We start from the raw sequence: 20,162 nt of genomic DNA, 5'->3' as shown, positions 1-20,162 counted from the left end.
GGGTAGATGCAGTCATGAAAGAATATAATATTGATGAATTATATACAGGATGCAGTGAAGAGACAATACCTGTAAAAGACAGCAATACAGTAGAATCTTCTTTTGTAAAATATGATGGCCACTATTTCGCAGAGGATTGTAATGTAAAAAGTTTTTGCAAGGATAAAAATATTAAGATGCAGGCTTTTCTTACTACTGCTTTTGCGTTGGCCTTAAAGTCGTATACTGCATCGGAAGGAGCTTTTTTTACATGCATAAGTAATGGCAAAAAAGTTGCAGTCTGGCTTATATGTGATGCTAAGAAATCCATTCTTTCTGAAATCAAACACTGTGAGAATTTTTTTAAAAGTGATGAAGACAGCTATGAGAATATTGCCACAAAGTTCAACCTGAAAGGCACTATATGCCTTGATCTTGATGGCAATTCAGCGCTTACATCGGGAACACAGCTTATGCTCAGAGTTGTAATTGAAGATAAAGGTATTACCTGGGAGTGTGAGTATGACTCGGCTGCTTTTTCAGAATATACAATAGATGGTTTGCTTCGTATGTTTGGCAATATCATCCATGAGTTCATGAAAAAAGAACACCTTGGAGATGTATGCCTTACCACCAAAGCTGATGAAGAGAAGATACTTAATATATATGATGCTTCAAGTCCTTTTGAGGATAAGCCCGGATATCGTCATCTTCAGGACTCAGCTGATAAATACCCTGACAGAACGGCACTTATCGCAATCGACAGGACCCTTTCCTACAGGGAACTTAATGAAGAGGCCAATGCTCTTGGTCATGTTCTGAGAGACAATGGTGCTGATATAGAGAGTAAGATAGCAGTCCTTGCAGACAGGAACAGCTATGGCTACGTAATGAGAGAGGGTGCCTTAAAGAGCGGCGGTGCCTTTATGCCTATAGATCCTGAGTATCCCGAAGAAAGGATAATGTATATCCTTGAAGATTCGGGATGCAGGATCCTTGTGACGACCGGTGAGATCATGGACAGGCGAAAAGATCTCATGAGTAGTCTGGAAGCGGCAGATATTACTGTAATAGATGTCACAGAGGCAGTAAAAGAGGGAAGCAGGGACAATCTTAATATCGATGTTCCGGGAAAAGCTCTCGCCTACGTGATCTACACCTCAGGCTCCACAGGAAAGCCTAAGGGCGTGATGATCGAGAACAGAAATCTTGCCAACTTTGTTGATGATAACATCCATAATAAGGAGGCCAGAGTTTTCACTAAGTTTGGAAGAGTTACGCTTGCCATAGCGGCGTTTACTTTTGATGTATCTGTTCTGGAGGAGTTCGTTCCTCTTGGACACGGGCAGACAGTAGTTCTTGCAACCATGGATCAGATCATGGATGCGCAGCAGATGAAGGCTCTGATCCTTGATAACAACGTCGAATCCATGACATGTACTCCCACCTATATGCTCAACCTCACAGAGATTGAGTCTTTTGCTCCTGCCATTAAAAATCTTAAGAGCATAGATATTGGTGCGGAAGCTTTTCCGCCGGTTCTATATGCCAAGATGGCAGCAATAAATCCCGACCTTTATATATATAACACCTATGGTCCGACAGAGTGCAGCGTAACCTGTACTTTAAAAGAACTTCACAGCACTGATGACATAACGATTGGATATCCTTTATCCAATGTAAAGCTGGCAACCTTTGACAGAGATGGCCGTCTTCAGGTTCCCGGAGCTCTTGGCGAGCTTGTTATCATGGGAAACGGAGTAGGAAGAGGCTATGTTGGAAGAGAGGACCTTAACAAGAGAAACTTCATCACCCTTTTAGGCCTTCCTGCCTACAGGAGTGGCGATCTTGTGCGCATTAAAGAGGATGGAGATGTTGAGTTCCACGGAAGGATAGATAATCAGGTCAAGCTCAGAGGACTTCGTGTTGAGCTTGGTGAGATAGAGAGCGTTCTTGGTAACTATCCAGGCGTAAGAAGCTGCATAGTGATAGTTGCAAAGGGAGAAACAGACTATCTTGCTGCCTATTTCACAGCAGATAAAAAGGTAGATATAAGTGACCTGAAATCCTATCTTTCATCTTACCTTACTTCCTACATGGTGCCCCAGGCTTTCATGCAGCTTGATGAGATGCCTATGAATCTTTCAGGCAAGATAGACAAAAAGGCACTGCCTCAGGCTGTAATTGAAGAAGATGAGATAGTCATGCCTGAGAACGAGACTCAGGAGAAAATCCTTGAGATCGTTAAAGAAGTAATTGGTGACCTGCCTCTGGGCATCACGTCTGATCTTTTTTCTTTTGGTATGTCATCTGTAGGATGCATCAGGCTGTGTGCCCTTTTGTCAGAGCACTTCGGAAGAACTCTTAAAGTATCAGATGTATTAGAGAACAGTACTGTCAAAGCTATAGACAGTATCCTGAGAAATGCGGATGAAGAGAAAGAGTATGAACTTAGAGAAGAGTATCCACTTTCAATGACCCAGACAGGTATATACATTGAATGTATGCGCTACCCGGGTTCTACTACCTACAATATCCCGGAGCTTCATAAACTTGGAGACGGAGTTGATACTCTGAAGCTGGCTAGAGCCATTGAAAAAGCTGTAGCAGCCCATCCATATCTTTTCATGGAACCTGTAAGTGACAAGGATGGAATCGTACATGCGAAAAGAAGGGATGACTATAAGTTTGAAACTCCTGTATTTAAGACAGATACCATTCCAACCGGAGATGAGCTGGTAAGGCCATTTTTCCTTGATACGGGAGAAGTTCTTTTCCGCGCAGAGATTTATGAAACTAAAAATGGTAATTATTTCTTCCTGGATACTCATCACATCGTAAGCGATGGCGGATCTCTTGATATTTTAAAAAGAGACATTGATAGAGCTTATGCAGGTGAGGAAATAGAAAAAGAGAAATATACAGGATATGAGTTTGCACTGGATGAAGCAGCTGCAAGGGAAAGCGATCGACTGACAAAAGCAAAAGCCTGGTACGACAGTTACTTTGCAGGCTGCGGTGGAGAAACACTTCCGGTAAAAGATGGTAAAGAAGAAAATGGGCATATAGGTTTTTCAAAGCTCATAGCAGAAACTGATGGAGCGCTGATAAGACAGTTCTGTCTTGATAATTCCTGTACCCTTAATGCTTTCTTTACGACTGCTTTTGGCCTTGCACTTAAGTCCTATACAGCATCTGAAAATGCCATATTTACTACAATCTATAACGGACGAAGTGATGGAAGGCTTTCAGATAGTGTATCCATGCTGGTAAAGACCCTGCCGGTATATTTGGAATGCGCTCCGGAAAAAAAGATTTCTGATGCCGTAAAGGAATGTCAGAAATATCTTCTGTCTGCAATGGCCAATGATATATACAGCTTTGCTGAGATAAGGAATGCTTATGATATCAAAGCTGACATCATGTTTGCCTATCAAGGAGAGTACGAGCATGGAGCAATGATTGGCGGGGAACTTGCCAAGCTTGAAATGCTGGGACTCTCAAGAGCGAGAGCAAGTATAGGTATAGATGTAAGCCTTGATGGTTCAAAAGTTGTTTATGAGCTTGAGTACGATCCGACTCTATTTTCTGAGTTTACGGTAAAGGGATTATTCCGTATGATGGATGTCATTACCGGTGAGTTTCTTCGCAAGGAAAAGCTTTCGGACGTATGCCTTACCACCAAAGCTGATGAAGAGAAGATACTCAATATATATGATGCCTCAAGTCCTTTTGAAGATAAGCCCGGATATCGTCATCTTCAGGACTCAGCTGAAAAATACCCTGACAGAACGGCACTTATCGCAATCGACAGGACGCTTTCCTACAGAGAACTTAATGAGGAAGCCAATGCTCTTGGGCATGTACTGAGAGCCAATGGTGCTGATATAGAGAGTAAGATAGCAGTTCTTGCAGACAGGAACAGCTATGGCTATGTAATGAGAGAGGGTGCCTTAAAGAGCGGCGGTGCCTTTATGCCTATAGATCCCGAGTATCCGGAAGAAAGAATCATGTATATCCTTGAAGACTCCGGCTGCAGGATCCTTGTGACGACAGGTGAGATCATGGACAGGCGAAAAGATCTCATGAGTAGCCTGGAAGCGGCAGATATTACAGTAATAGATGTCACAAAGGCAGTAAAAGAGGGAAGCAGGGACAATCTTAATATCGATGTCCCGGGAGAAGCCCTCGCCTACGTGATCTATACCTCAGGCTCCACAGGAAAGCCTAAGGGCGTGATGATTGAGAACAGAAATCTTGCCAACTTTGTTGATGATAACATTCATAACAAGGAGGCCAGAGTATTCACCAAGTTTGGAAGGGTTACTCTAGCCATTGCGGCGTTTACTTTTGATGTATCTGTTCTGGAGGAGTTCGTTCCTCTTGGACACGGACAGACAGTAGTTCTTGCAACCATGGATCAGATCATGGATGCGCAGCAGATGAAGGCTCTGATCCTTGATAACAACGTCGAATCCATGACATGTACTCCCACCTATATGCTCAACCTCACAGAGATTGAGTCTTTTGCTCCTGCCATTAAAAATCTTAAGAGCATAGATATTGGTGCGGAAGCTTTTCCGCCGGTTCTATATGCCAAGATGGCAGCAATAAATCCCGACCTTTATATATATAACACCTATGGTCCGACAGAGTGCAGCGTAACCTGTACTTTAAAAGAACTTCACAGCACTGATGACATAACGATTGGATATCCTTTATCCAATGTAAAGCTGGCAACCTTTGACAGAGATGGCCGCCTTCAGGTTCCCGGAGCTCTTGGCGAGCTTGTTATCATGGGAAACGGAGTAGGAAGAGGCTACGTAGGAAGAGAAGATCTAAATCAGAGGAATTTCATCACACTTTTAGGCCTTCCTGCCTACAGAAGTGGCGATCTTGTGCGCATTAAAGAGGATGGCGATGTTGAATTCCACGGAAGGATAGATAATCAGGTCAAGCTTAGAGGACTTCGTGTTGAGCTTGGTGAAATAGAGAGTGTTCTTGGTAACTATCCAGGCGTAAGAAGCTGCATAGTGATAGTTGCAAAGGGTGAAACAGACTACCTTGCCGCCTATTTCACGGCTGATGAAAAGGTGGATATAAGTGACCTGAAATCCTATCTTTCATCTTACCTTACTTCCTACATGGTGCCACAGGCTTTTATGCAGCTTGATGAGATGCCTATGAATCTTTCAGGCAAGATAGACAAAAAGGCACTGCCTCAGGCTGTAATGATGGAAGATGAGATAGTTCCGCCTGAGAATGAAAATCAGGAGAAGATCCTTGAGATCGTTAAAGAAGTAATTGGAGATGTTTCTATCGGTATAAATTCAGACTTGTTTGCATTCGGTATGTCATCCGTAGGATGCATCAGGCTGTGCGCCCTTTTGTCAGAGCACTTTGGAAGAACTCTTAAAGTATCGGATGTTTTTGATAACAGTACTATTAAAGCTATAGACAGCATTCTGAAAAATACAGATAAAACGGAAGAGTACGAACTCAGAAAAGAGTATCCGCTGTCAATGACCCAGACAGGCATATATATCGAATGTATGCGCTATCCGGGTTCTACCACCTATAACATCCCAGAACTTTATAAACTAGGGGACAGTGTGGACTGCGAAAAACTTGCCAGAGCCATTGAAAAAGCTGTAGCAGCCCATCCATATCTTTTCATGGAACCTGTAAGTGACAAGGATGGAATTGTACACGCAATAAGAAGGGATGACTATAAATTTGAAACTCCTGTATTTAAGAAAGATACCATTTCAACCGAAGATGAGCTGGTAAGACCATTTTCCCTTGATACGGGAGAAGTCCTCTTCCGTGCAGAGATTTATGAAACAAAAAATGGTAACTATTTCTTCCTCGATACCCACCACATCGTAAGTGACGGTGAATCCATTTATATTCTGAAAAATGATATCGACAGAGCTTATTCAGGTGAAGAAATAGAAAAAGAGAAATATACAGGATATGAGTTTGCTCTTGATGAAGAAGCCGCGAGGAAAAGCGGGCGATTTGAAAAGGCAAAGGCCTGGTACGACAGTTACTTTGCAGACTGTGGCGGCGAGACAATTCCGGTAAAAGATGGAAAGAAAGAAGATGGAAATATAGGTGAAGGGAAGGTTATCGGAGAAACGGATGGAGCTATGATAAGACAGTTCTGTCTTGATAATTCCTGCACCCTTAATGCTTTCTTTACGACCGCTTTTGGCCTTGCACTTAAGTCCTATACAGCGTCTGAAAATGCTATATTTACTACAATCTATAACGGCCGAAGTGATGGAAGACTTTCAGATAGTGTATCCATGCTGGTAAAGACCTTGCCGGTATATTTGGAATGCGCTCCGGAAAAAAAGATTTCTGACGCCGTAAAGGAATGTCAGAAATATCTTCTGTCTGCAATGGCTAACGATATATACAGCTTTGCTGAGATAAGGAATGCTTATGATATCAAGGCTGACATCATGTTTGCCTATCAGGGAGAGTACGAGCATGGAACAATGATTGGCGGAGAACTTGCCGAGCTAGAAATGCTGGGACTTTCAAGGGCAAGGACTGGTATAGGCATAGATGTAAGCCTTGATGGATCAAAGGTTGTTTATGAGCTTGAGTACGATCCGGCTCTTTTCTCTAAGTTTACAATAGAGGGCCTTGTTCACATGATGGATAATATCACCCATGAGTTCATGAATAAAGAACGTCTGGGCGATGTATGCCTTACCACCAAGGCTGATGAAGAGAAGATAAAGATTCTTCATGATAGCGATTTTCCTGTAAAGGAAAGACCTGCTTATCGGCTTCTTCAGGATGCTGCACATAAGAATCCTGACAGGAAGGCTCTTGTTGCCAAAGACAGGACGCTTTCCTACAAAGAACTAAATGAGGAAGCAAATGCTCTTGGATTTATATTAAGGAGCAAGGGCGCGAAAGCCGAGAGCATTGTTGCTGTAATGCCTGACAGGGACAGCTATGCCTACGTCATGAGGCAGGGCGTACTTAAAAGCGGCGGAGCATTTCTTCCGATAGATTCTGAGTATCCTGAGGATAGAATACGCTTTATTCTCGAAGATTCAGGGGCAAAACTTTTAGTGACAAAGAGAGAAATCCTGGAAAAACGCAAAGAGATGTTTGATGTCCTGGCTGAAAGCGGAGTCGAACTTATCTGCGTTGAAGATGCAGTAAAAGAGGGCGAAAAAGAAGACCTTAACGAAACTGTTCCTTATGAGGCGCTTGCCTATGTCATTTATACCTCCGGTTCAACAGGAAAACCAAAAGGGGTTATGCTCACCAATAAAAACCTCGTGAATTTCGTTGATGATAATGAGAAAAACCACGAGATTTTGGGCTATACAAGGAGAGGACACGTAAGCCTTGCAATAGCAGCACTTACTTTTGACTTCTCTATAATGGAGGAGTTTGTTCCACTTGCCAATGGCATGACGGTGGTACTTGCAACTCATGAAGATATAATGAATCCTGTTCTGCTTGGAAAGCTTATGTGTGATAACCATGTTGATGTTATGAGCTGCACACCGAGCTATCTGATGAATATGCTGGACATGGGTGAGTTTACGGATGCCTTTACAGATGCGGTAAAAGGTCTAAAGAGTGTGGATATGGGAGCTGAGGCCTTTCCGCCTGCTCTTTTTGGCAAGCTAAAAGATATAAATCCTGATATATGCATAATGAATGGATATGGGCCTACTGAGGCAACCATAAGTTGCACCATGCAGGTTGTTGAGGATACAGAGAACATTACGATCGGAATACCTAATGTAAATGTTCACGTTGCCACCATCGACAGGGAGGGCCGGCTTCAGGGACTTGGTGCTCTGGGTGAAATGGTGATAATCGGCGACGGCGTAGGACGAGGCTACATTGGAAGGGATGATCTTACCCAAAAGTGTTTTATTAGGTTATTTGATATGCCTGCATATCGAAGCGGCGATCTTGTGCGAATCAAGGAAAATGGTGACATCGAGTATCATGGACGAATTGACAACCAGGTCAAGCTAAGAGGGCTTAGAGTTGAACTTGGCGAGATAGAGAGCGTAATAGGTTCATATCCCGGTATCAGATCTGCTATCGTTATTGTTTTAAAGAAAGAGACTGAGTATCTGGCTGCATATTTCACTGCTGACAATGAAATTGACATTGATGCTCTCAAGGCACATCTTTCATCTCAGCTTACTGCTTATATGGTTCCACAGGCTTTTGTACAGCTGGAGGAGATGCCTCTTACTGCAAATGGCAAGATTGATAAGAAAGCCCTGCCTGATCCTGGAAAGGAAGAGGAAAAGGTTGTGCTTCCTGAGACTGAGTGCCAGAAGGCTATTCTAGAGATTATAAAGAAGATAATAGGTGAAGTTCCTGTTGGAATCACTACAGATCTTTTTGCTGCAGGTCTTTCATCTCTTGGATGTATAAGACTATGCACAATGCTGGCAGGGGAGTTTGGCAAGAATGTGACCATCGCCGAACTGTTTGAAACCAAAACAGTTATTGACATAGAAAAGCTTCTGGAGACTAAGGAAGAGGATGAAGAGTTTGAACTAAGAAAAGAATATCCTCTTTCTATGACTCAGATGGGAATATTTGTTGAGAGCATCCATTACAAAGATTCTACTATCTATAATATACCGATCCTTTATGAGCTTTCTCCGGAAATAGATATGAACAGGCTCCGTCTGGCAATAGAAAAGACATTGAAAGCTCACCCATATCTGTCTATGACTCTTATGGTGAATGAAGAAGGAGAAGTATTTGCTGTAAGAAGTGATGAAATAAAGGTGGAAATTTCTGAGGGAACTGTTTTGCCTTCTGATGAGGAACTGGTCAGACCATTTGATCTGATTTTGGGAGAGCCTCTTTGCAGAATCGGGTTGTTTGCTTCCAATGAGGGTAAATACCTTTTCATTGATACCCATCACATTATAAGTGACGGTGAATCTTTAAGTATTTTTATGGAAGACATCAACAGGGCATATTTGGGCGAAAATGTTGAAGCAGAGCAGTATACAGGATATGAGGCAGCTGTTGTTGAGAAGGAGAGAAGAAATTCTGACAAATTTGAAAAAGCAAAAGAGTGGCATGATAGAATTTTTGGAAACTGCAAAAAAGTTACTCTTCCTCCAACAGAAAAAGCAACTGCAACAGATGATGATGGAAACTTCGTTTTGACAGGAAGGATTTCGGCAAATGATATTAGAGCGTTCTGTGAGAAGAACCGTTTGGGTCTAAATGCGTTCTTTACCATGGCTATGGGACTTTCGCTGAAAGTATGTACTGGTTCTGAGAATGCAGTATTTGCCTCAATTTATAATGGCCGAAATGACAGCAGGCTAAACCGTAGTATCGGAATGTTTGTAAAGACCATTCCGGTATCAATAAGTCCTTCACCTCAGATGGATATATCTCATGCAGTAGGTGAATGCCAGAAGATGTTGTTAAATGCCATGTCCTGCGATATATTCAGTTTTGCTGAGGTATGCAGCACCTATGGACTTAGTTCTGATGTGCTTTTCGCATATCAGGGAGACCAGACAGATGATGCTATCCTTATTGGAGGAAAAGAGGCCAAAGAGAAGGAACTCGGACTAGGAGCTTTCAAAGCAAAGTCGCCATTTGGACTTGATATAAATCTTAAGGATGATAAGGTGGTCTATGAATTTGAGTATGATACAGAGATGTATGGCAAGACCACGATGGAGCGCTTTTATAAGCTGATGGAAGAGGTAATCCAAGGACTATTAACCTGCAGAACAGTTGAAGATGTGCTTTCTCTTAGCAAGGTAAAAGAATTCCGGGCAGAACAAGCATTAGTTGAGAAAAAAGATATTCCGGATACCGTTACAGATTCTCAGAGGCCAAAAGAAGCTGCAGTAGCATTTGAAGGATCGAAGCAACTGGAGGCGCTGACAGAACAGATTCTGGAGATATTCAGAAAGACATTGAAAAAAGATGATTTCAATTTGGATGATAATTTCTTTGAATATGGTGGAACGTCTCTTTTGGCGGCCAAGGTAATGATGGCTATAATGGTCAAAGATTATCCTGTAGTTTATCAGGATATATTTAATAAACCAACACCAAGACAGCTTTCTGAGCATCTTTTCTCAAAGATTAAGGATCAGTGGAATGAAGAAACTGTTCAAAATCAAACAGATCAGACTAATGAGGAAAGTGTAACAGTGAATGAGTATGCAAAAGCCCTTTCCCACAACATACCGCAGTATTTGGATAATATAAAAACCGAGGGGCTTGGGACAGTTCTTTTGACTGGTGCTACGGGCTTTTTGGGAATTCATGTGCTTAGACAGCTCATTGATTCCGGAACCATGAAAGTCTACTGTCTGCTTCGTGGTGGTAAAATTGGAGCAATGAGACGACTTAGAGAAAGTTTCTTCTACTACTTCGATAACCTGGACGAGGATTACTTTGGAAACAGGATAGTTGCAATTGAAGGAGATATCACGGATGCACAGAGCATCCAGAAACTTGAAGAATACGACATTAATACACTTATAAACTGTGCCGCTTCAGTCAAACACTTTGCAGATCTGGAGTTTCTTAAGAATGTCAATGTATACGGAGTAGCTAACCTTGTTGATTTGTGCCTTAAAAAGGATATTCGTCTGGTGCATATATCTACGGTTTCAGTATGTGGCGAAAGGAATGTCGGTTCTAACGGAGAGACAACGCTTAGAGAGGATGCCCTTGATATCGGACAGCAGGTAGAATCAAATGGTTACGTATATTCGAAATATCTGGCTGAAAAGCTCATTCTTGATGCTATCGAGGAGAAGGGACTTAATGCAAAGATAATCCGAATGGGTAATCTCATGAGTAGATATGAAGATGGTGAGTTCCAGATCAACTTTACAACAAACAATTTCATGAATACATTAAAGGCCTACGTGGTACTTGGGTGCTTCCCTGTGCAGGATATGGATGAAGAGGATGAATTTTCTCCTATTGATGAAGTGGCAAAGGCTACGGTACTGCTGGCAGGAACCAATCGTGAGTTTACTGTTTTTCATGCCTATAACTCCCATACTATAGAAATGGGAGATCTGGTGCAGGCGCTTAATGATAATGGCATGAGATTAGATATTGTAGACGAAAAGGAGTTTAATGAAAGGCTGCATAAAGCTCTTATGGATGAGCGTATCAACCGTTTTGTTTCTCCACTTGTAAATTATAAAACTGATAACGATGAGAATATTATCGAAAATGACGTAGATAATAAGTTTACGTTGAAGGCACTTTACAGACTGGGATTTCATTGGCATATCACTGATAATGAATATATCGAAAATGCAATTGCAATGCTAAAAACACTAGGATTTTTTGATATCTGAAAGGAGAAAAATCAATGATGGATTTTAAGCCAAAGAAGAAGCTTGGATTTGGGCTAATGCGAATGCCTTTGCTGAATCCTTCAGATGAAGCATCTGTGGATGTAGAGCAGGTTTGCAAAATGGTGGATATGTTTTTGGAAAGAGGCTTTACCTATTTTGACACTGCCTGGATGTACCATGATTTTAACAGTGAAAATGTGGTAAAGGCTGCTTTAGTGGATAGATATCCAAGGAACAGCTTTACCCTTGCCACCAAATTACATGGCGAGTATATAAAGACCAAAGAGGACAGAAATAGGATTTTTAATGAGCAGCTCAGAAAGACTGGAGCAAGTTTTTTTGACTATTACCTTATCCATGGAATAGATGAAGAACTACTGGAAATATATGAAAAGTTGGATTGTTTTAACTGGCTTCTTGAAAAAAAGAGGGCTGGACTTGTAAAGCATGCTGGATTCTCTTTTCATGATACTCCTGAGCTATTAGATGAGATTCTGACAAAACATCCCGAGATGGAGTTTGTACAGTTGATGATCAATTACCTGGATTGGAATAGTGAGTGGGTTCAGTCACGGGCGTGTTATGAGGTAGCTGTGAAACATGGAAAACCTGTAACTGTAATGGAACCGGTAAGGGGAGGGACCCTTGCTAATCTACCGCAGGATATAGAAATGCTCTTTAAGGAAAAAGATCCTGCGATGTCAATTCCAAGCTGGGCTATACGATTTGTTGCAAGTCTGGACAATGTAATGGTTGTCCTTTCCGGAATGAGCAGTATAGCGCAGATGGAGGATAATACCTCTTACATGGAGAATTTTAAAGCTCTTTCAGAGGATGAAAAGAAGTTGTGTTTAAAAGCCGGAGAAAAGCTAATAAGTAAGCTTGCCATTCCCTGTACCGGTTGTTCCTACTGCACTTCGGGTTGCCCTATGAAAATTTCAATTCCGAAATATTTCAAGATGTACAACGAAAACACCTTTGATGACCTTGAAGAAAAGGAATGGTCAGTGAAATATGAAGACTATCCGCAACTTTTAGAGAATGGAGGAGGAAAGGCAACAGATTGCATAGCCTGTGGTCAGTGTGAGGGCGTTTGTCCTCAGCATATAACTATCATTGAAAATCTAAAAATGATAGCAAAACATATTGAGTAGTGACAGAGATAACGTTTTTTGTAACTTAGACATCTCTGATTGCAACTTAACACCGTAAATATTGAGTGAGAGCTCCTTTTGAAGTAATGTATGCATATCAAATGCAACAAATACTTTAAAAGGAGCTTTTATAATGAAAACAATGGCGGGAATGTCTCCCGGAAAGTTCTTTTAATGTATAAGCAGCACCGGCACTGCTACCGCAGCGACTACCAGTGAAGCTGATATGATGCTCTTGATCCTTGCATTCACTGCTCTTGGATCCTTGTAATGGCCGTTTATGTACAGTGCGTCATAGGTCTTTGGAACAGGCTTTCCATAGCATTGTTTAAAGGTTTCTTTCTGCAATGGCATATCCTCCGTGTCCGCTTCCGCGTTCATGTTTGTTCTTTATGTCATGAGATCGATGTTCATAGGCCACCTCCCTGTATAACCTATCAAAGCGCAACATCTTGTATCTATGATTAAACTATACACTATATATTCTAAAAAGTGTGTTAAATAAACGGGAAAGATTTATGACGGGAATAAATAAATAAAAGCCACCAATTGGTGGCTGGATCTTAGGGAGGAGGGCTGTGAACAATGTGGCACAGCCCATGTGTTATGAAAAAGTTATGTTCTTATGAGGGGGCAGGAAGGTGTTTTGTTCTTCCTGATGTGTTCATGATAGTATTTTTTCCTAAAAACAAACTTAATGATTTATGAAACAAATGTGAAGTATAATCATATTTAGGATGCTTTGAAAGGGAGCCATATTTTTAGAAGGATTGGAAGATGTGTAGTGAGAAACTTGTAGTAATATTCCCTGGTATGGGATATAACGGAGATAAACCTCTTTTGTATTACACTAAGAAGCTGGCCAAGGCAGCAGGCTATGACGTGATTGATGTTACATATGAGCTGCCGGTTAAGTCAAAAGATATTCTTAATGACAAAGAAGGAATGAAGGCAGCATTTGAAATTGCGGCAAAGCAGGTAGAAGAGCAGCTTGGTGAAGTTGAATTTGATAAATGTGAGAAGATTCTTTTTGTAGGGAAGAGTATAGGCACTGCCCTTGCTGCTTATTATGATAAAACTTATAACATCTGTGCTACGCAGCTTGTATTTACTCCGGTTCCTCAGACATTTGATTTTTTGAGAGCTGAAAGCGGAACAGTGTTCCACGGTAATGCGGATCCCTGGTGTAGAACAGATATTGCCAAGGCACGATGTGAAGAGCTTGGACTTGAACTGGTAATAGTAGAAAAAGGGAATCATTCTTTAGAGACCGGGGAAGTAATCAGTGATATTCATGAACTAGGGAATGTCATGAAAATAGTAGAAAAATTGCTATAAAGCAAAAAATCATATTTGAAGCGGTGGCGGGGAAAAGGAGTAAAACTATTTAGAGACAAACACAGGAGTTAAAGAATTATGAAAATAAGTCATCTTCAGGACAATCGTACGACAAAAGAGATTCTCATTAATATGTTTCTTGCTGCGGTTAGTCTTTTTATCAATGGATTTGGCGTATATATGACAATTCAGGCCAATATAGGAGCGGGCCCTTGGGATGTCCTTAATCTGGGACTTTCTAAGACATTGGGAATTCTGTATGGTACAGCTTCAGTTGCTGTTTCCTATGCAATCCTTGGCATAGATATTGCCCTCAAGGAGCCAATTGGTATCGCTATGTTTATTGATGCTTTTGTCGTTGGGAAATCAGTAGACTTTTTTAACAGGATAAATGTTATACCTAAGTGCGATTCGCTAACTACAGGCATTCCCGTGATGCTCATAGGTCTTGTGATCATGGCATATACACAGTTTACTTATATGAGCGCTGCACTTGGATGTGGACCAAGAGATACACTTCTCGTTGCACTTGCCAAAAGAGCTAAAAAAGCACCTATCGGTGTGATAAGCATAGCACTTCTGGGCCTGGCAACGTTTGTTGGATGGCTGCTTGGAGGACCAGTCGGAATTGGCACACTCATATGCGCTTTTGCAACCGGCCCAATCATGCAGCTCGCGTTTACGTCTGTGAAGTTTGATGCGACTAATGTGCATCATCAGCATCTGACTGAATCTGTTAAGGTGTTTATTGATAAAAAGGCTGCCTGAAATAGCAATGCTTTTGCAACTTAGACATCAGCTCCAGTCAGAATATTTATTATTGTTTCCTGGCTGTTTAAGTCACAATGAATAACATTATCTTTATTCAGGAAAATATCAAGATAAACCGGACTGTCATAATTGCTCAAAGTGATTGTGACAGTGTTGTTTTTCTTAATGGCTGTGGCAGTCAGAACAGTCTGACCTGTTAGATCAGAAATTATCGCCGTTGCTTCTTGCTGATCAAGTGGAAGGTAATAGCGCAAGGTAAGATCTTTGGAATAATCGTATTCCGGAGATGACTCACAAGCTCCAACAGGTAAAAGAGTATTATTTCTGACAAATAGCGGTAAATGCAGATAGTCATATTTTTTACTGTAAAATCTGCCGCCTTCTAATATCTCATTATCTAAAAGATTCATCCATTTGCCTTCAGGCAAATAGAATTCTCCACGCCCTTCTGAGTTAAAAATAGGAGCCACTAAAAGTGAATCGCCCAGCATGTACTGAAGATCAAGATTTTTACATCCCAGATCATCTGGAAACTGGAAAAACATTGGACGCATCACCGGAGTTCCTTTTTCGTGAGCAATAACTGCCATGCGATATAGATAGGGCATCAGAGTGCATTTTAGTCTGGTAAAACTTCTGACAACATCTACGCTTTCTTCGTCAAAAATCCAGGGAACCCTGTAGGTATCAGAGCCGTGAAGACGGCTTTGGGTGCTAAGAAGACCAAATTGAACCCAGCGCTTGTAAAGGTCAGGCGTAGCAGTGGATTCAAAGCCGGAAATATCATGACTCCAAAAGCCAAATCCTGTACAGGATAAGGATAAGCCGCCGCGCAGGGATTCTGCCATCGATGGATAGTTGGCATAACAATCACCGCCCCAATGAATTGGGAACTTCTGACAGCCGGTGGTGGCACTTCTTGCAAAGAGAACAGCATTTCCTTTTCCCTTAACTTCCTCCATGGCCTCAAATACAGTCTTCTGATATAAAAGAGGATACAGATTGTGCATATCTCTGGGGTTACTGCCATCGTGATAGGTCACATCTATAGGAATGCGCTCACCGAAATCAGTCTTAATACAATCTATTCCAAGCTGCAACAATTCTTTGACCTTGTTTGCGTACCACTTGCATGCATTGGGATTTGTAAAATCCATTATAGCAAGACCCGGTTGCCAGTTATCGACTTGTTTAACACCTTTTCCATCGGATCGCATGAGGAAAAATCCTTTTTCGCAGAGCTCTTCAAACGTTTCTCCATACTGGCTTACATATGGATTTATCCATGCGCATATCTTTAAACCTTTTTCATGGTAACGCTTTAACATCCCTTTAACGTCACTGAATTCATCTTTATCCCAGACAAAATCACACCATCTAAGACCCTTGAGCCAATAGCAGTCAAAATGAAATACGCTAAAAGGAAGGTCGCGTTCTATCATACCATCTATGAGCTTGGAGGTTATCTCTTCGTTGTATTTTGGCTTAAAGCTTGTAGAAAGCCATAGGCCAAAACTCCATGCCGGAGGCAGAGCAGGGCGCCCGGTAAGACCGGTATAGACTTCAAGTATGTCAGCCGGAGTCTCACCATAGATCAGGTGATATCTTAATTGTTCGCCTTTAACAGAGAAGCTGACATATTCAATCTTTTCGCTTGCGACCTCAAATTCCACAGGACCGGTGTGATCAACAAAAACACCATAGTTTTCATTGGTAATATAAAATGGAATGCTTTTGTAGCTTACCTGACTTGCAGTACCGCCATCTTCGTTCCAAATAGTAACAGTTTGACCGTTTTTGACAAATGGAGTGAATTTTTCTCCAAAACCATATACTGTTTCTGCGGGTTTTAACGATAATTCTGTCAGCATGTAGGCGTCGTATTCCTGACAAAAATATCTGTCATCATCTTTGTATGTCGTAGGCTTTGCATCCCAACGCATATAGCCGGTATTTCTGAAACCGGAGGACGTCAGAACACGTCCTCCAGCTTCGAAAGTATAGGAGAAATTATTACGATCTACATGTACTGTGATGTCACCGGCATACATAAATGCTTCATCGTCAGTGATCTTAAGTTCTACAGGATCAGGATCCAGTTCAAGCTTAAAACGTGGTTCATGATCGTCGTAGGCCTTATAGTGAGTCACCGTTACAGCAATATCATTGTGTCGTGCGGATACGAAGTCAATCTGTAACACCGTTATGTCCAAAGCATCAGCCCTTGATAAAATGGGGCGTTCAGGCGCAAGAATGCGCATACCATGCGGTATTTCCTGTACCTCAAATGCCTGAGTTGCATAACTGGGTTTTACTCGTTCACTTCGTAGCCAATAACCCTCTGTAAATTTCATGATGTTCTCCTAGTGTTTTATTTCGCTCCGTCTATAGCTGCCCATTGTTCTTCAATCTGAGCGCAGGCCTCATCCTTTGTAATCGTTCCTGCAATGTAGGACTGAAGAATCTGACCACAAGTCTGATGCCAGCTGTCTGTAGAGTAGCAGATAGCAAGCGCTCCACTTCCTTTTTCATCTGAAAGAGCTGCGCCCTGTTTAATGATCTCAAAGTTTGAAGGAGCATCGGTAACAATTGGAGGAACTACTCCTGCAACATCTGTGAACCATGATTTACCGTAGTCTGAGGTATACCACCAGTTTACGAAATTCAGAGTAGCCTGAAGGTTTGCAGAATCTTTATTTACGTGAAGTGCCTGATCAGAACCGGAGATAACCTTTGTTTCAGCTGCATCTTCTGTAGTTGGATAACCAGCAAAACCAATCTTTAAGTCAGGATTTATTGAGAGCACGTCAGCCTCAACCCAGGCACCCTGACCAAGCATCATAGCAACTTCTCCATTGGCAAAAGCAGCTTCTTCAGCTGAAAGGTCTGTTTCCAAAGGCTTTGCATCACCATATTCTTTTGCCAGATCAAGAAATGCAAAATAGTTGTCATATAGCTCAGGATAGTCAGCGACCTTTGCTTCGCCCTTTTCAAATTTAGCGACAAGATCAGCAGTAGAAATTCCGGCACCGTCAGCAGCTGCGTTGACGAAGCTCTGGTAGGTGTGCTTAAATACCCACCACTCTGCGAAACCTGTTGTAAAAGGCTTAATACCTGCGTCGCTCAGCTTTTTACATGCATCGATCAGTTCTGAAGAAGTTTCTGGGAATTTAGCAATGCCTGCTGTTTCGAACATTTCCTTGTTATATACAATACCGAAATAGTTGCCCTTGATTGCGAAACCATAGCAGCCAGTTCCTCCATTTGCGGTAGAAGACATAGCAGAAGCTACTGCAGGATCCATTGTAGTCATGATAGGCTCGCTGCTCAGATCATATGAATACTCAAGGTATGTGTCTATTTCTTTTCCTGAAGTGGATGAAAAAATATCAGGTACTTCGCCAGAGTTAAGCTTTGCCTTAAGCATGGTTGGATAGTCATTCTGTGTGGTCTCGTAATTGATTGTTACACCAGGGGCTACTGTCTTGTATTCTTCTATAAGCGTGTTGATGGCATCAGCATATTCAGGAGATGAGATGAACATATAGATTTCGCCTGTATCAGCGGATGCATCGGTGGTTTCAGCAGTTTCTTTTACAGTTTCTTTTGCGGTGTCATTTGAGCCCGTTGTTTCAGTACTTTCAGTACTTTCTGTACTTGTAGTACCTGTGGAACCGCATCCTGCCAGAATGGTAGCGGCCATAAAACAACTCAGTGCTGCAGCTAAAAACTTTCTTTTCATTTTTTTCCTCCTTTTTGAATAAAAAACTTTGTATTTGTTTAGCCCTTTACTGCGCCTGCAACTACGCCTTCGACAATATACTTTTGGAGTAGAATGAATATCAGAATCGATGGCAGGACTGTAAGTGTCATTGAGGCCATAGCGTACTGCCATTTGGTATTCATCTGTCCTACGAAGGTATAAGCTGCAAGTACCAGGGTTTTGGTCTTTGTTGAGCTGTTTACCATGAGAAGCGGAAGCAGGAAGTCATTCCAGATCCACATCACATCAAGCACTATTACGGTAAAGCATACAGGTTTGATAAGTGGGAAAATAATGGCGCAGTATGTTTTCCAGGTTGATGCGCCGTCTATTTCAGCGCTCTCATCAATTTCTTTTGGGATTGTTTTCATAAAGTTAAAAAATATAAATGTGGCCATTGGGATTCCAAAACCCCAATACTGAATTCCGAGGCCTACACGACTCTGATCAAGATGAATGATATTCATGGCTTTTAATAAAGTTATCATGATAGTCTGAAAAGGAATCAGCATAGGCGTAATGATTATTCCGTAGATCAGTTTTGTGTAGTTATTTTCCCTTCGATCCAAAATATATGCAGCAAGAGATGAAAAGAACACAATTCCCAAGATACCTATTGTTGTGATAAGCACGTTGTTAAGGAAAAGCTGTAAATAATGAATCTTATCAGCAACATATACGAAGTTTTCTATCGTAGGCTTTTTTGGTAATGCAATCGGATCAGATACCACTTCACCAAAAGGCTTGAATGAGTTCATAAACATCAGAAAAACAGGGTAGATGTAGATTATGGTAAAAAGAGAAAGAAAAATCAGCATCAGGATCATGACAATTCTTCTTTTTATTTTCAGGCTCATTATAGGTTCACCTCCAGTTTTTTCATAAGGCGGAGCACGAGCTGGGTAGCGATCAGGACAAAAATGAAATAAAGAATAGCTTCAGCTGAACCAAGACCATAATTGTTGTTGGTAAATGCTTCCTGATAAATCTGCATGGTAGTACTGTAGGTGCTTGTTCCCGGTCCGCCTTTAGTAAGGGCAAGAATTATGTCAAAGACTTTTAGTCCGTTAGTCAGACTCATAAAAATACAGGTGGTGATTGATGGTCCAAGTAATGGAAGAGTTACTCTGAAGAATTTCTGCAGAGGCCCTGCACCATCTACAACTGCAGCTTCCAGCACATCTTTTGGAATTGCCTGAAGACCTGCTATGTACAGAACAATGTAAAAACCTAAGGCCTGCCAGACTCCTACCAAAACGATTGAATAAAAGGCAAGATGAGGATCGCCAAGCCAGCTATAATTCAAAAATCCCATGCCGGTTATCCCAAAAAGCTTTTCAAATCCTTTGGTAAAGATAAATTTCCATATGAAACCTACTATGGTAAGGCTCATGATATAAGGTATAAAGAAAAGTCCACGAAATACGTTGGCACCGGAGAATTTTCTGGTCAGAGCAACAGCCAGAAGAAGAGCAATCACGTTGCTTCCAATCATGAATAATAGAGTATATCTGATTGTGAAAAGAATAGTTCCAGCGAATATACTACTGTTACTAAAGAGCTTACGAAAGTTTGCAAGGCCTATGAATACAGGCGTTTTGGAAATACCATTCCACTCTGTTAAAGAGTAGTAGCCACTCATGATAAATGGTACATACATCATGATCATGACCAGTAGCAGAGCAGGCAGCGTAAAAAGAACATTTTCAGCAGTTTCCTTGCGTTGTCGTCTTGTTAACTTATACATTTATTACCCCCAAAAAAGATCCCCAAATGTGGTTGATGAAAATA

The 20,162-nt window shown here is 41.5% G+C and carries 9 protein-coding genes; 4 read left to right on the top strand and 5 right to left on the bottom strand.

From position 1 onward, the window contains the following. The first annotated feature begins 14 nt into the window (after nt 1–14). Nucleotides 15–11,345: a non-ribosomal peptide synthetase gene (locus E7303_RS08105; RefSeq protein ID WP_292144690.1), complete on the top strand. Its 11,331-nt coding sequence runs from the start codon at nt 15–17 to the stop codon at nt 11,343–11,345. Between the two features lie 14 nt (nt 11,346–11,359). Next, complete coding sequence (locus E7303_RS08100) at nt 11,360–12,499, top strand: aldo/keto reductase (protein WP_292144688.1); 1,140 nt, start codon at nt 11,360–11,362, stop codon at nt 12,497–12,499. 171 nt (nt 12,500–12,670) lie between these two features. On the opposite strand, the gene E7303_RS08095 is transcribed toward E7303_RS08100, so the two are convergent. Next, entirely contained in the window at nt 12,671–12,847 is a 177-nt protein-coding gene (locus E7303_RS08095) for a hypothetical protein (protein WP_292144687.1), read from the bottom strand. Between the two features lie 429 nt (nt 12,848–13,276). On the opposite strand from E7303_RS08095, the gene E7303_RS08090 reads away from it, so the two are divergent. Continuing rightward, the gene (locus tag E7303_RS08090; RefSeq protein ID WP_292144686.1) at nt 13,277–13,837 is read left to right on the top strand and encodes an alpha/beta hydrolase; all 561 of its coding nucleotides are present in this window, start codon (nt 13,277–13,279) and stop codon (nt 13,835–13,837) included. Nucleotides 13,838–13,915: 78 nt separating this feature from the next. Beyond that, a complete protein-coding gene (locus E7303_RS08085) occupies nt 13,916–14,605 on the top strand; it encodes a YczE/YyaS/YitT family protein (protein ID WP_292144684.1) in 690 nt (229 codons plus the stop codon). Nucleotides 14,606–14,625: 20 nt separating this feature from the next. Here the strand turns inward: E7303_RS08085 and yicI are convergent, their stop codons facing one another. The 4 genes from yicI to E7303_RS08065 are packed head-to-tail and all read right to left on the bottom strand — an operon-like array spanning nt 14,626 to nt 20,118. Then, nucleotides 14,626–16,962 carry an alpha-xylosidase gene (gene yicI, locus E7303_RS08080; protein WP_292144683.1) on the bottom strand — a complete coding sequence of 779 codons (2,337 nt, stop codon included), beginning with the start codon at nt 16,960–16,962 and terminating at the stop codon, nt 14,626–14,628. Between the two features lie 17 nt (nt 16,963–16,979). Next, nucleotides 16,980–18,350, bottom strand: a complete 1,371-nt coding sequence (locus E7303_RS08075) for an ABC transporter substrate-binding protein (protein ID WP_292144682.1) — start codon at nt 18,348–18,350, stop codon at nt 16,980–16,982. Nucleotides 18,351–18,388: 38 nt separating this feature from the next. Then, complete coding sequence (locus tag E7303_RS08070) at nt 18,389–19,228, bottom strand: carbohydrate ABC transporter permease (RefSeq protein WP_292144681.1); 840 nt, start codon at nt 19,226–19,228, stop codon at nt 18,389–18,391. Further along, nucleotides 19,228–20,118: a carbohydrate ABC transporter permease gene (locus E7303_RS08065; RefSeq protein ID WP_292144680.1), complete on the bottom strand. Its 891-nt coding sequence runs from the start codon at nt 20,116–20,118 to the stop codon at nt 19,228–19,230. Before E7303_RS08065 ends, E7303_RS08070 begins: the two co-directional genes overlap by 1 nt. Nucleotides 20,119–20,162: the final 44 nt, after the last annotated feature.

Origin of the sequence: Butyrivibrio sp. (genome assembly GCF_015056685.1) — a bacterium.
In the GTDB taxonomy this organism is placed as follows: domain Bacteria; phylum Bacillota; class Clostridia; order Lachnospirales; family Lachnospiraceae; genus Butyrivibrio.
The sequence above is the reverse complement of the archived record's forward strand: the minus strand, read 5'-3'. Positions and strand labels throughout refer to the sequence as shown.

Coding starts and splice junctions, on each gene's coding strand:
- E7303_RS08105 (WP_292144690.1), top strand. CDS start 15: ATGAAAGAATATAATATTGATGAATTATATACAGGATGCAGTGAAGAG.
- E7303_RS08100 (WP_292144688.1), top strand. CDS start 11,360: ATGATGGATTTTAAGCCAAAGAAGAAGCTTGGATTTGGGCTAATGCGA.
- E7303_RS08090 (WP_292144686.1), top strand. CDS start 13,277: ATGTGTAGTGAGAAACTTGTAGTAATATTCCCTGGTATGGGATATAAC.
- E7303_RS08085 (WP_292144684.1), top strand. CDS start 13,916: ATGAAAATAAGTCATCTTCAGGACAATCGTACGACAAAAGAGATTCTC.
- yicI (WP_292144683.1), bottom strand. CDS start 16,962: ATGAAATTTACAGAGGGTTATTGGCTACGAAGTGAACGAGTAAAACCC.
- E7303_RS08075 (WP_292144682.1), bottom strand. CDS start 18,350: ATGAAAAGAAAGTTTTTAGCTGCAGCACTGAGTTGTTTTATGGCCGCT.
- E7303_RS08070 (WP_292144681.1), bottom strand. CDS start 19,228: ATGAGCCTGAAAATAAAAAGAAGAATTGTCATGATCCTGATGCTGATT.
- E7303_RS08065 (WP_292144680.1), bottom strand. CDS start 20,118: ATGTATAAGTTAACAAGACGACAACGCAAGGAAACTGCTGAAAATGTT.